Annotated in this window: 21 protein-coding genes; all 21 read right to left on the reverse strand. The window is 56.0% G+C overall.

Annotated features, from left to right (window positions below; all coding sequences use genetic code 11):
- Positions 1-7: 7 nt before the first annotated feature.
- The 21 genes from rplF to rpsL all read right to left on the reverse strand — a co-directional run bounded on the left by rplF (position 8) and on the right by rpsL (position 12,240).
- Positions 8-541, reverse strand: coding sequence for a 50S ribosomal protein L6 (gene rplF, locus J1C54_RS11915; protein WP_229148048.1), 534 nt, complete (start codon positions 539-541; stop codon positions 8-10).
- Between the two features lie 31 nt (positions 542-572).
- Positions 573-968 (reverse strand): 30S ribosomal protein S8, encoded by a 396-nt coding sequence (gene rpsH / locus J1C54_RS11920; RefSeq protein WP_229148051.1) that lies wholly within the window; start codon positions 966-968, stop codon positions 573-575.
- Positions 969-990: 22 nt separating this feature from the next.
- Positions 991-1,296: a 30S ribosomal protein S14 gene (gene rpsN / locus J1C54_RS11925; RefSeq protein WP_229148052.1), complete on the reverse strand. Its 306-nt coding sequence runs from the start codon at positions 1,294-1,296 to the stop codon at positions 991-993.
- Positions 1,297-1,307: 11 nt separating this feature from the next.
- Positions 1,308-1,847, reverse strand: coding sequence for a 50S ribosomal protein L5 (gene rplE, locus J1C54_RS11930; RefSeq protein ID WP_229148055.1), 540 nt, complete (start codon positions 1,845-1,847; stop codon positions 1,308-1,310).
- A 13-nt stretch (positions 1,848-1,860) separates the two neighbouring features.
- Positions 1,861-2,175: a 50S ribosomal protein L24 gene (gene rplX, locus J1C54_RS11935; RefSeq protein WP_229148056.1), complete on the reverse strand. Its 315-nt coding sequence runs from the start codon at positions 2,173-2,175 to the stop codon at positions 1,861-1,863.
- 14 nt (positions 2,176-2,189) lie between these two features.
- On the reverse strand, positions 2,190-2,558 hold the full coding sequence (gene rplN / locus J1C54_RS11940) for a 50S ribosomal protein L14 (RefSeq protein WP_229148057.1): 369 nt from the start codon (positions 2,556-2,558) through the stop codon (positions 2,190-2,192).
- Between the two features lie 48 nt (positions 2,559-2,606).
- Positions 2,607-2,876 (reverse strand): 30S ribosomal protein S17, encoded by a 270-nt coding sequence (rpsQ, locus tag J1C54_RS11945; protein ID WP_229148060.1) that lies wholly within the window; start codon positions 2,874-2,876, stop codon positions 2,607-2,609.
- A 2-nt stretch (positions 2,877-2,878) separates the two neighbouring features.
- Positions 2,879-3,070 (reverse strand): 50S ribosomal protein L29, encoded by a 192-nt coding sequence (gene rpmC / locus J1C54_RS11950; protein WP_229148062.1) that lies wholly within the window; start codon positions 3,068-3,070, stop codon positions 2,879-2,881.
- Between the two features lie 3 nt (positions 3,071-3,073).
- Positions 3,074-3,487, reverse strand: coding sequence for a 50S ribosomal protein L16 (rplP, locus tag J1C54_RS11955; RefSeq protein ID WP_229148063.1), 414 nt, complete (start codon positions 3,485-3,487; stop codon positions 3,074-3,076).
- Between the two features lie 13 nt (positions 3,488-3,500).
- Positions 3,501-4,196 carry a 30S ribosomal protein S3 gene (gene rpsC / locus J1C54_RS11960; RefSeq protein ID WP_229148064.1) on the reverse strand — a complete coding sequence of 232 codons (696 nt, stop codon included), beginning with the start codon at positions 4,194-4,196 and terminating at the stop codon, positions 3,501-3,503.
- Positions 4,197-4,200: 4 nt separating this feature from the next.
- A complete protein-coding gene (gene rplV, locus J1C54_RS11965; RefSeq protein ID WP_229148065.1) occupies positions 4,201-4,539 on the reverse strand; it encodes a 50S ribosomal protein L22 in 339 nt (112 codons plus the stop codon).
- Positions 4,540-4,550: 11 nt separating this feature from the next.
- Complete coding sequence (gene rpsS / locus J1C54_RS11970) at positions 4,551-4,826, reverse strand: 30S ribosomal protein S19 (RefSeq protein ID WP_229148068.1); 276 nt, start codon at positions 4,824-4,826, stop codon at positions 4,551-4,553.
- A gap of 22 nt (positions 4,827-4,848) precedes the next feature.
- The gene (rplB, locus tag J1C54_RS11975) at positions 4,849-5,676 is read right to left on the reverse strand and encodes a 50S ribosomal protein L2 (RefSeq protein WP_229148069.1); all 828 of its coding nucleotides are present in this window, start codon (positions 5,674-5,676) and stop codon (positions 4,849-4,851) included.
- Positions 5,677-5,693: 17 nt separating this feature from the next.
- Positions 5,694-5,990 (reverse strand): 50S ribosomal protein L23, encoded by a 297-nt coding sequence (rplW, locus tag J1C54_RS11980; RefSeq protein WP_229148070.1) that lies wholly within the window; start codon positions 5,988-5,990, stop codon positions 5,694-5,696.
- Positions 5,987-6,589: a 50S ribosomal protein L4 gene (gene rplD, locus J1C54_RS11985; RefSeq protein ID WP_229148071.1), complete on the reverse strand. Its 603-nt coding sequence runs from the start codon at positions 6,587-6,589 to the stop codon at positions 5,987-5,989. Before rplD ends, rplW begins: the two co-directional genes overlap by 4 nt.
- A 14-nt stretch (positions 6,590-6,603) precedes the next feature.
- Positions 6,604-7,239, reverse strand: a complete 636-nt coding sequence (gene rplC, locus J1C54_RS11990) for a 50S ribosomal protein L3 (protein WP_229148072.1) — start codon at positions 7,237-7,239, stop codon at positions 6,604-6,606.
- Positions 7,240-7,315: 76 nt separating this feature from the next.
- Positions 7,316-7,627: a 30S ribosomal protein S10 gene (gene rpsJ / locus J1C54_RS11995; protein ID WP_229148073.1), complete on the reverse strand. Its 312-nt coding sequence runs from the start codon at positions 7,625-7,627 to the stop codon at positions 7,316-7,318.
- A gap of 207 nt (positions 7,628-7,834) precedes the next feature.
- On the reverse strand, positions 7,835-9,025 hold the full coding sequence (gene tuf, locus J1C54_RS12000) for an elongation factor Tu (RefSeq protein ID WP_229148074.1): 1,191 nt from the start codon (positions 9,023-9,025) through the stop codon (positions 7,835-7,837).
- 38 nt (positions 9,026-9,063) lie between these two features.
- Complete coding sequence (fusA, locus tag J1C54_RS12005; RefSeq protein WP_229148075.1) at positions 9,064-11,160, reverse strand: elongation factor G; 2,097 nt, start codon at positions 11,158-11,160, stop codon at positions 9,064-9,066.
- 30 nt (positions 11,161-11,190) lie between these two features.
- Complete coding sequence (gene rpsG, locus J1C54_RS12010) at positions 11,191-11,661, reverse strand: 30S ribosomal protein S7 (protein ID WP_229148077.1); 471 nt, start codon at positions 11,659-11,661, stop codon at positions 11,191-11,193.
- A 204-nt stretch (positions 11,662-11,865) separates the two neighbouring features.
- Positions 11,866-12,240: a 30S ribosomal protein S12 gene (gene rpsL, locus J1C54_RS12015; RefSeq protein WP_229148081.1), complete on the reverse strand. Its 375-nt coding sequence runs from the start codon at positions 12,238-12,240 to the stop codon at positions 11,866-11,868.

Below are 12,240 nucleotides of genomic sequence, written 5' to 3' on the forward strand. Positions count from 1 at the left end.
TCAACGGTTATTTCTTCTTGGCTTCTTTCCGGCGAACCTGTTCACCGGAATACCGAACACCCTTACCCTTATACGGCTCTGGCGGACGGTAAGCGCGCACGTTAGCGGCAACCTGCCCAACAGCTTGCTTGTCCATACCGCGCAATACGATCTCCGTTTGCGTCGGAGTCTCAGCGGTTACACCTTCCGGCATTTCATACGCCACCGGATGAGAGAAACCGAGGGTCAAGTTCAAAACCTTTCCCTGCGCCTGCGCTTTGTAACCCACGCCAACCAGTTCCAGCTTACGCTCGAAGCCGGCAGATACGCCGGTGATCAGGTTGGACAACAATGCACGGGTGGTCCCGGCAAGAGCCCAGGCCTGCTGTGACTCGCTTTTTGGAGACACGCGCAGTTCGCCTTCTTCGTTACGCACTTCCACCGCTGGATGGATGGAGATGCTCTGTGTGCCCTTGGCACCCTTTGCCGTCAGCTCCTGACCATCGAGTTTAATCTCGACGCCACTCGGCAACTTAACCGGACTTTTCGCTACTCTCGACATTGCTGCACCTAACCTGTCTATGCCGCTATCGTCAGAACACTTCGCAGAGCAGCTCGCCACCAACATTGGCTTTGCGTGCTGCGCGGTCGGTCATGATTCCCTGATTGGTGGAAACGATCATAACTCCCAGACCGTCTTTCACCTTCGGGATATCACCTGCGCTCTTGTAGATGCGCAGACCGGGTGTGCTCACTCGTTTGATACGCTCAATTACCGGCTTGCCCTCGAAGTACTTAAGATCGATGGACAAAATCGGCTTGCCAGCCTCACCGGTAACCTTGTAGTCACCAATGTAACCTTCATCCTGCAAAACCTTGGCAACTGCAGCCTTGGTAGTAGAGGACGGCATTTCCACGTCAGCTTTCTTGGCCATCTGTGCGTTACGGATACGGGTAAACATATCCGCCAGGGTATCTTGCATGCTCATGCTATCGCTCCGCTATTCCTGCTTACCAGCTGGCCTTGACCAGGCCCGGCACATCGCCACGCATTGCTGCTTCACGCAGCTTGTTGCGGCCCAAACCGAACTTGCGATAAACGCCGTGCGGACGACCGGTGATACGGCAGCGATTACGCTGACGAATCCGGGAAGAGTCACGCGGTAGCTTCTGCAGCTTAACCTGCGCATCCCACTTCGCCTCAGGCTCCGCATTTGGATCCTGCATAATTGCGCGCAGGGCATCACGCTTGGCACCATACTGTTTAACCAGTTTGGCGCGCTTCTTTTCCCGTTCTACCATTGAAGTCTTGGCCATGACTCTCTACCTCAGCTCTTCAGCGGGAAGTTGAAGGCACGCAACAGTGCCCGTGCTTCGTCATCGGTTTTAGCCGTGGTGGTCACCGTAATGTCCATACCGCGAATCTTATCAACCTTGTCAAACTCGATTTCCGGGAACACGATCTGCTCGCGCAGACCCATGGAGTAGTTACCACGGCCGTCGAAAGACTTCGCATTCAAACCACGGAAGTCACGGACCCGAGGAACCGCCACGGAAACCAGTCGCTCAATAAACTCGTACATACGCTCGCTACGCAGTGTCACCTTGACACCAATCGGCCAGCCTTCACGAATCTTGAAACCGGCAACTGACTTGCGCGCCAGAGTAACCACCGGCTTTTGACCGGACAGCTTGGTCATGTCCGATACTGCGCCATCAATTGCCTTACGATCCTGGGACGCTTCACCAACACCCATATTCAGGGTGACTTTGGTAATGCGCGGCACTTCCATAACGTTCTTGTAACCGAACTCTTCGAGGAGCTTAGGCACAATCTCGCTATCATATTTTTTCTTGAAGTTGCTCATGACTCAATCGACCTCAAGCGTCCAGCGCTGCGTTGTTGGACTTGAAGAATCGGACCTTCTTGCCCTCTTCCTCGCGGAAACCCACCCGATCCGCCTTCTGCGCCTGAGCGTTCCAGATCGCCACGTTGGAGTGGTGAATACTCGCTTCCTGTTCGACGATGCCGCCCTGAATGCCACGCTGCGGGTTAGGCCGCACATGCTTCTTGACGATGTTCACACCGGACACAACAAGCCGACCGTTATCCAGCACACGCTGAACCTTGCCGCGCTTACCCTTGTCCTTACCGGCGATCACGACAACTTCGTCATCACGTTTGATTTTCAACATACCTTCACCCGCCTTTAGATAACTTCAGGTGCCAGGGAAATAATCTTCATAAACTGCTCATTACGCAGTTCCCGGGTAACCGGTCCGAAGATACGTGTACCGATCGGCGCCTTGTTGTTGTTAAGCAACACAGCAGCGTTGTCGTCGAAGCGGATCACGGAGCCATCCGGGCGACGAACGCCCTTACGGGTACGCACCACAACGGCGTTCATCACGTCACCTTTCTTGACACGACCACGGGGGATCGCCTCTTTAACGGTAACCTTGATGATGTCGCCAACGCCGGCATAACGGCGTTTGGAACCACCCAGCACCTTGATGCACTGCACTCGACGGGCTCCACTATTATCGGCCACTTCGAGCATCGTTTCGGTCTGAATCATCGCTTATCTCTCCAGCTCTGCCCTTGGGCAGCTACAGCAACGCTCGCCTCAGGCCTGCGGGGCCTGCTCCACTACATTCACCAGCATCCAAGTCTTACGCTTGGACAGAGGACGGCACTCCTCAATGGTGACAATGTCGCCTTCGCGGCATTGGTTGTTTTCATCGTGCGCCATCAACTTGGTTGAACGGCGCAGGAACTTGCCATACACCGGGTGCTTTACCCGGCGCTCGACGAGAACCGTAATTGTCTTTTCGCCTTTATTAGAAACTACTTTGCCGGTAACGGTCCGGCCCAGTTCCTGGTTAGCGTCTGCCATAATCAGTTACCCTGCTTCTCTCTCAGGATGGTATTAACGCGCGCGATATCGCGGCGAACGTTCCCGATCTCGTGGGTCTTGGAAAGCTGGCCAGAGGCCTTCTTCATGCGCTGCTTAAACTGTTGCTCGAGCAGAGAAAGATGCTCCTGCTTCAGCTCGTCAACGCTCTTGCTTCTCAAATCGTTCGCTTTCATGGCTTACATCACCGTCCGAATAACGACGCGGGTTTCGAGCGGAAGCTTGGCTGCGGCCAGGCGGAACGCCTCGCGTGCAATCTCTTCCGACACACCTTCCATCTCGTAAAGCATCTTGCCAGGGCGAATTTCTGCCACCCAGTACTCGACGCTACCTTTACCTTTACCCATCCGCACTTCCAGCGGCTTCTTGCTGATCGGCTTGTCCGGAAAAACACGAATCCAGATTTTGCCGCCACGCTTAACGTGTCTGGTCATGGCGCGACGGGCTGCTTCGATCTGGCGTGCGGTCAAGCGACCACGGGCAACCGACTGCAGACCAATGGTGCCAAAAGACACCTTGCTGCCGCGCTGCGCCAGACCGCGGTTGCGGCCCTTCATCATTTTCCGGAACTTAGTTCGTTTCGGCTGCAACATCGTCAATTACCCTTTAGCCACGGCCGCGCTTTTTGCTCGGGGCCTTGCTTGCCTTCTCTTCCTGCTGAATCTGGTCCATACCACCCAGAACTTCACCGCGGAAGATCCATACCTTGATGCCGATGGTGCCGTAGGTGGTTTCGGCACGCACGCTCGCGTAATCAATGTCCGCGCGCAGGGTGTGCAACGGCACACGACCTTCGCGGTACCACTCGGTGCGGGCAATCTCAGCACCACCAAGACGTCCAGACAGCTGCACACGAATGCCTTCTGCGCCAGCCTTAAGGGAGTTCTGTACGGCGCGCTTCATAGCGCGACGGAACATAACCCGACGCTCGATCTGGCCAGCGATATTGTCAGCAACCAGGCGCGCATCCAAATCCGGCTTGCGCACTTCTTCAATATTGATAGCAACAGGCACGCCCATCATCTGAGCGACGTCCTTGCGCAGACGCTCTACGTCCTCGCCCTTCTTGCCAATCACGATACCCGGACGAGCGGTAAAAATAGTGATCCGCACGTTGTCTGCCGGGCGCTCGATCTTGATACGGCTGACCGATGCGTTTTTCAGGCGACTGAACAGATGCTCTCGCACCTTGATGTCAGTTACCAAGTAGTCGGCGTAGTTCTTCGGGTTTGCATACCACAAGGAGTTGTGCTCCTTGACGATACCCAGACGAATACCTATCGGATGAACTTTCTGGCCCATCTGGTTACTCCTCCGAAACCTTGACGGTGATGTGGCAAGTACGCTTCAGAATCCGGTCAGCGCGGCCTTTGGCGCGCGGCTTGATCCGCTTCATGTACATGCCTTCATCTACGAACGCAGTAGAGACTTTCAGCTCATCCACATCCGCACCGTCGTTGTTTTCCGCATTTGCAATCGCGGATTCCAGAACCTTCTTCACCAACTTGGCCGCTTTCTTGGGAGAAAACGTCAGAGTGTTCAGGGCCTCTTCAACTTTCTTGCCACGAATCTGGTCTACCACCAGTCGGGCTTTCTGGGCAGAGATACGTGCTCCGCGCAGATGGGCTGCAATTTCAGTCGCCATGGCTCGCTACCTTACCGTTTGGCCTTCTTGTCCACGATGTGCCCGCGATAGGTGCGGGTAAGGGCGAATTCGCCCAACTTGTGGCCCACCATATGCTCAGTCACCAGAACAGGCACATGTTGCTTGCCGTTATGGACCGCAATGGTCATACCCACCATCTCCGGAATAATCATGGAGCGACGGGACCAGGTCTTGATCGGCTTGCGACTGTTGCTTTCCGCAGCCTCTTCCACCTTCTTCAAGAGGTGGTGATCCACAAACGGACCTTTCTTCAGTGAACGTGGCACAGCGTCAACCTCTCTCTAACCGTTACTTCGCACGACGATCGCGAACGATCATCTTGCTGGTGCGCTTGTTGGTGCGGGTCTTATAACCCTTGGTCTTTACGCCCCATGGAGTCACAGGGTGACGACCACCGGAGGTACGACCTTCACCACCACCATGCGGGTGATCTACCGGGTTCATAACCACACCGCGAACAGTGGGACGAACGCCTCTCCAGCGCTTGGCGCCAGCCTTACCCAGAGAGCGCAGACTGTGCTCACTGTTAGACACTTCACCGATGGTCGCGCGACATTCAGCGTGCACCTTGCGCATCTCACCGGAGCGCAAACGCAGAGTCACATACTGACCCTCTTTAGCCAGAACCTGCACCGCAGCGCCAGCAGAGCGAGCCAACTGCGCACCCTTACCAGGCTTCATTTCCACATTATGAACCGTGGAACCCAGCGGGATATTACGCAGCGGTAACGCATTACCGGTCTTAATCGGAGCCTGCGGACCAGAAGCGACCTTATCACCTGCCTTCAGACCCTTGGGCGCGATAATGTAGCGACGCTCACCATCGGAATACTTAACCAGCGCGATGTGTGCAGAGCGGTTCGGATCATACTCAAGACGCTCAACCTCACCAGCGATACCGTCCTTATCACGACGGAAATCGATCACGCGATACTTTTGCTTGTGACCACCACCCTGATGACGGGTAGTGATACGACCGTTGTTGTTACGGCCGCCGTTCTTCTGCTTCGCCTCAGTGAGCGGAGCATACGGAGCACCCTTGTGCAGATTCTCACCGACCACCTTGACGACAAAACGGCGGCCCGGAGAAGTCGGCTTACACTTTACAATCGCCATGATTCCTTCTCCCTTCCTTACTCAACAGCCAGGAAGTCAATGTCTTGACCAGCCTCGAGCGAGACATAGGCTTTCTTCCAATCGCTGCGCTTACCCTGCAGACGACCAAACACCTTGCTCTTGCCCTTCACGTTCAGCGTCCGCACATCTTTGACTTTGACCTCAAAGAGAGCTTCAACAGCAGCCTTGATTTCACGCTTGTCGGCATCGCCGGCTACGCGAAATACAAACTGATTGCCTTTCTCGGCAGCCACGGTCGCCTTTTCGGAGACATGCGGAGCGAGCAGCACCTGGAAAATGCGCGCCTTGTTCATGCCAACGCCTCCTCAAGCTTCTTCAGCGCCGGAACAGTGATCAGCACTTTTTCGAATGCGATCAGACTGACAGGATCAACGCCATTCACATCACGCACATCAACACGCGGCAGGTTGCGAGCAGACAGGAACAGGTTCTCGTCCACCTCACCAGTCACAATCAGCGTGTTGCTCAAACCAAGCGACTTCAACTTATCCAGCAGAGCGCGAGTCTTCGGCTCGGAAATGGCGAACTCATCCACCACCACCAAACGCTCCTGACGAATCAACTCAGCCATGATGCACTGCAGCGCACCGCGGTACATTTTGCGGTTCACTTTCTGGGAGTGATCACGCGGCACCGCTGCAAAGGTCACACCGCCGCCACGCCAAAGCGGGCTACGGATGGTACCAGCACGGGCGCGACCACTACCCTTCTGCTTCCACGGCTTTTTGCCACCACCACGCACATCAGAACGAGTCTTCTGCGCCTTGCTACCCTGACGGGCGCCAGCCAGATACGCAGTGACCACCTGATGAACCAGGGGCTCATTAAAATCCTTGCCGAAGGCGACCTCAGAAACGGTCACAGTTCCTCCAGAGGCAGTATTGAGATTCATCCTCTATTCCTCTTTCAGGCCTTGGCCTTGACTGCAGGCAGGACAACCAGGTCGGAACCGGTAGCACCGGGCACCGCACCCCTGACCAGCAGCAAGTTCTTGTCTGCATCCACGCGAACCACTTCCAGATTCTGGACAGTGACTCGCTCGGCACCCATGTGGCCAGCCATCTTTTTGCCTTTGAACACGCGACCCGGGGTCTGGTTCTGGCCGATGGAACCCGGCGCACGATGCGACAGAGAGTTACCGTGAGTGGCATCCTGCATGGAGAAATTCCAGCGCTTCACAACACCCTGGAACCCCTTCCCCTTGGACACACCAGTAACATCCACCATCTGACCCGCCTGAAACAGATCTGCCGCGATCGATGCACCAGGCACCAGATCTCCAGCATCAGCGCGGAACTCCCGCACCGTACGACCCGCCTCTACGCCAGCCTTGGCAAAATGCCCCGCCTGCGCGGCAGTGACACGGGAAGCGCGACGAGCGCCCACAGTTACCTGCACCGCGTCATAGCCATCCGTCTGAGCAGTCTTTACCTGACTCACACGGTTCGGCGTCACTTCAATCACGGTCACCGGGATGCTGTTGCCATCCTCAGTGAACACGCGGGTCATCCCGCATTTTCGACCGACTACACCAATCGCCATTGTCTACCTCTGCACAACTTATCGCGGGAACACCCGCTCGTTGTCTGTCTTCAAGCCGAGCTGACCAGAACCGGGATTAACCCAGGCTGATCTGCACGTCCACACCAGCCGCCAGGTCTAGTTTCATCAGTGCGTCTACGGTCTTATCCGTAGGCTGCACGATATCTACCAAGCGCTTGTGGGTACGAATTTCGTACTGATCCCGCGCGTCTTTATTGACGTGCGGAGAGACGAGCACCGTAAACCGCTCCTTGCGGGTCGGCAGCGGAATCGGTCCCATTACCTGGGCACCGGTACGCTTTGCGGTATCTACGATCTCCTGGGCAGACTGATCAATCAAACGATGATCAAATGCCTTGAGCCGGATGCGAATTCTTTGGTTAGCCATAGCTAACAAACTCCGAACGTGTAACGAACCATGCTAAAGATGGCAAAAAAACCCTACCAACCAACCTTGCGGTGGCGGTGAGTCTGCGATCTTGCCCGAGAACGATGCCTCGGTTGGTCTAGCCTTTCCCGGCTTGTAGGGCCGAGAGGGCGCGAATTGTAGTGGTAAAGAGAGGGCAGCGCAATGCCTACCCTCTCTTTTTTTTCATCAAGCGATGATTTTAGCTACCACGCCGGCGCCAACGGTACGGCCGCCTTCGCGAATAGCGAAACGCAGGCCTTCGTCCATGGCGATCGGGTTGATCAGCTTCACAACCAACTTGACGTTATCACCCGGCATTACCATTTCCACGCCTTCCGGCAGGTCACAGGCGCCAGTCACGTCAGTGGTGCGGAAGTAGAACTGCGGACGGTAGCCGTTGAAGAACGGGGTATGACGACCGCCTTCTTCCTTGCTCAGCACGTACACCTCAGCTTCAAAGTGGGTGTGCGGCTTGATCGAGCCCGGCTTGGCCAGAACCTGACCACGCTCAACGTCGTCACGCTTGGTACCACGCAGCAAAACACCAACGTTCTCACCAGCACGACCTTCGTCGAGCAGCTTGCGGAACATCTCAACGCCAGTACAGGTAGTCTTGGTGGTGTCGCGGATACCCACGATTTCCACTTCCTCACCTACCTTAACAATGCCCTGCTCCACACGACCGGTTACCACCGTGCCGCGACCGGAAATCGAGAACACATCTTCGATCGGCATAATGAACGGCTTGTCGATCGGGCGCTCCGGCTCCGGAATATAGGCGTCCAGAGTCTCCACCAGCTTCACTACCGCCGGCGCACCAATGTCAGACTGATCACCTTCCAGTGCCTTCAGCGCAGAACCCTTGATGATCGGGGTGTCATCGCCCGGGAAGTCGTAGCTGGACAGCAGCTCACGAATTTCCATCTCAACCAGCTCAAGCAGCTCTTCGTCATCAACCATGTCCGCCTTGTTCAGGAACACAACGATGTACGGAACACCTACCTGGCGGGACAGCAGAATGTGCTCGCGGGTCTGCGGCATCGGGCCGTCAGCAGCGGAACACACCAAAATCGCACCGTCCATCTGCGCAGCACCAGTGATCATGTTCTTCACATAATCAGCGTGCCCCGGGCAGTCAACGTGCGCGTAGTGACGCGTCGGCGACTCATACTCAACGTGCGAGGTCGCAATGGTAATACCACGGGCGCGCTCTTCAGGAGCATTGTCAATCTGGTCGAAGGCGCGAAACTCACCGCCCCAGGTCTCCGCGCACACTTTCGTCAGCGCCGCTGTCAGCGTGGTTTTACCATGGTCAACGTGACCAATGGTGCCTACGTTAACGTGCGGTTTATTACGCTCGAATTTTCCCTTTGCCACGACTATTTACCTCTGTCTCAGGTTGGACGGCTGACGAATCAGCCGTGCTTCTTGATGATTTGCTCAGCGACGTTATTCGGCGCTTCGCTGTACTTGGTGAACTCCATGGAGAAAGTCGCACGACCTTGGGACATGGAGCGCAGGCTGGTGGCATAACCAAACATTTCGGAAAGCGGCACCTCGGCACGAATGGATTTCGAACCACCCATCATGTCTTCCATACCCTGCACCAAACCACGGCGGCGGTTCAGGTCACCCATGATATCGCCCATGTAGTCTTCTGGTGTTTCCACCTCAACCTTCATGATCGGCTCAAGGATTACCGGACTCGCTTTGCGGGCACCTTCTTTTACGCCCATGGAGCCAGCCATACGGAAGGCATTTTCGTTCGAGTCCACCTCGTGGTAGGAACCGTCATAAAGGGTGACCTTGACATCCACCACCGGGAAGCCGGAAATCACACCGTTTTGCAGCTGCTCACGAACACCCTTCTCGACCGCGCCAAAGTATTCCTTCGGCACCACGCCACCGACAATTTCGGAAGCAAAGTCGATGCCGGCACCCGGCTCCTGGGGCTCAATACGCAGCCATACGTGACCGTACTGGCCACGACCACCAGACTGGCGAACAAACTTTCCTTCCTGCTCGACCGACTTGCGGATGGTTTCGCGGTAAGCCACCTGCGGAGCACCGATGTTGGCCTCCACGTTGAACTCCCGCTTCATACGATCAACAAGAATATCCAGATGCAACTCACCCATACCGGAAATAATGGTCTGACCGGACTCTTCATCGGTGCGAACACGGAACGAAGGGTCTTCCTGGGCAAGACGACCAAGGGCGAGGCCCATTTTTTCCTGGTCCGACTTGGATTTCGGCTCAACCGCAACGGAAATCACCGGCTCCGGGAACTCCATTCGCTCAAGGATAATCGGCTTATCCAAAGCACACAGAGTTTCACCAGTGGTAACGTCCTTCATGCCCACACAGGCAGCGATATCACCAGCGCGAACTTCCTTGATCTCTTCCCGGTTGTTCGCATGCATCTGCAGCAGACGGCCAACTCGCTCTTTGCGGTCTTTGGTTGCATTGAGTACCGAGTCCCCAGAGTTCAGGACACCCGAGTAAACTCGAATAAAGGTCAGCGAACCAACGAACGGATCAGTGGCGATCTTGAACGCCAGCGCAGAGAACGGTTCGTCGTCGGAAGACTTACGCTCGGCCAGCTCGCCATTCGGCAGCTCGCCACGAATAGCTTCAACGTCGTCCGGGGCTGGCAGGTAGCGAATAACCGCGTCCAGCATGGCCTGCACGCCCTTGTTCTTAAACGCCGAGCCGCAGAACACCGGAACGATCTCGCTGGCCAACACACGGGCACGGATCGCCTTATGGATTTCATCTTCGGTCAGGCCTTCACCGCCGAGATACTTCTCCATTAGCTCTTCGTTAACTTCCGCTGCGGACTCAACCAGCTTTTCGCGCCACTCTTCACAGGCCGCCATCATTTCCGCCGGCGGATCTTTCAACTCAAAAGTAACGCCCTTGTCGTCCTCGCTCCACCAGATCGCCTTCATGCTCACAAGGTCAACAACGCCCTTGAACTCGTCTTCCTGACCGATCGGCAGCTGCATGGCAACGGCATTGGCCTGCAAACGAGTACGCATTTGTTCGACTACGCGCAGGAAGTTGGCGCCAGTACGATCCATCTTGTTGACGAACGCAAGACGCGGAACCCGGTACTTGTTGGCCTGACGCCATACGGTTTCTGACTGCGGCTGAACGCCACCGACGGCGCAGTAGACCATCACTGCACCATCAAGAACACGCATGGAACGCTCCACCTCAATGGTGAAGTCTACGTGCCCTGGGGTATCAATGATGTTGACGCGGTGCTCCGGGAAGCTCTTGTCCATGCCGGACCAGAAACAGGTTGTCGCCGCAGAGGTGATAGTAATACCACGCTCCTGCTCCTGCGCCATCCAGTCCATGGTGGCCGCGCCATCATGTACTTCACCAATCTTGTGCGATACACCGGTATAGAACAGAACACGCTCGGTGGTCGTAGTCTTGCCGGCATCAATGTGCGCGCTGATACCGATATTGCGGTAACGCGACAGGGGGGTTCTTCTGGCCACGATAAATATCCTCGTAATGTCGGCGAATTATCAGAAGCGGTAGTGCGAGAACGCCTTGTTTGCTTCTGCCATACGGTGTACGTCTTCACGCTTCTTGATCGCGGCGCCCTTACCCTCAGCGGCGTCCATAATCTCGCCAGCCAGACGGGCGGCCATGCTCTTCTCGCCACGCTTGGAGGCGTAATCGACCAACCAGCGCATGGCCAGTGCGGTACGACGACTCGGGCGCACTTCTACTGGCACCTGATAGGTGGCACCACCGACACGACGAGATTTTACTTCGACCACAGGACGAATGGCGTCCAAAGCCTTTTCAAAATACTCCATCGGCTCGCTTTTCTTGCGCTCCTGAACGATTTCCAGGGCACCATAAACGATACGCTCGGCGACCGACTTTTTGCCGGACTCCATAACGTGGTTGATGAATTTAGCCAGCAGCTGGCTATTGAACTTGGGATCCGGAAGGATCTCCCGCTTCGCGGCTACGCGACGTCTTGGCATGTTGGATGCTCCATATACCCCCGCCATGGCGGGGATGTCTTCAGGGTTATCCGGGACAACCCCCTCATCAGGAAAGGGTACCCGGCCTTACTCATCCCGCCGCAATAAAAATTGCGGTAGTTTGAATTGTCAGCGCCCGGAAGCCTGCAAAGGCTACCGGGCGTCTGTTAACGCTTGATTGCAGCCGGACAGGCCGGCAGCAATTTATTTCTTCGGACGCTTGGCGCCGTACTTCGAGCGGCGCTGCATGCGGCCGTTCACACCAGCTGCATCCAGAGTGCCGCGCACGGTGTGATAACGCACACCCGGCAGGTCTTTCACCCGGCCACCGCGGATCAGCACAACGCTGTGCTCCTGCAGGTTATGGCCTTCGCCACCAATATAGGAGCTAACTTCATAGCCATTGGTCAGGCGCACACGGCAAACCTTACGCAGAGCCGAGTTCGGCTTCTTCGGGGTGGTGGTGTAGACCCGGGTGCAGACGCCTCGACGTTGCGGGCAGCCCTGCAGGGCCACGGAGTCACTTTTTTCTACCTTGCTCTGACGCGGCTTGCGCACCAGCTGATTTACGGTTGCCAT

Origin of the sequence: Alcanivorax sp. 1008 (assembly GCF_020667895.1) — a bacterium.
Classification (GTDB): domain Bacteria; phylum Pseudomonadota; class Gammaproteobacteria; order Pseudomonadales; family Alcanivoracaceae; genus PGZG01.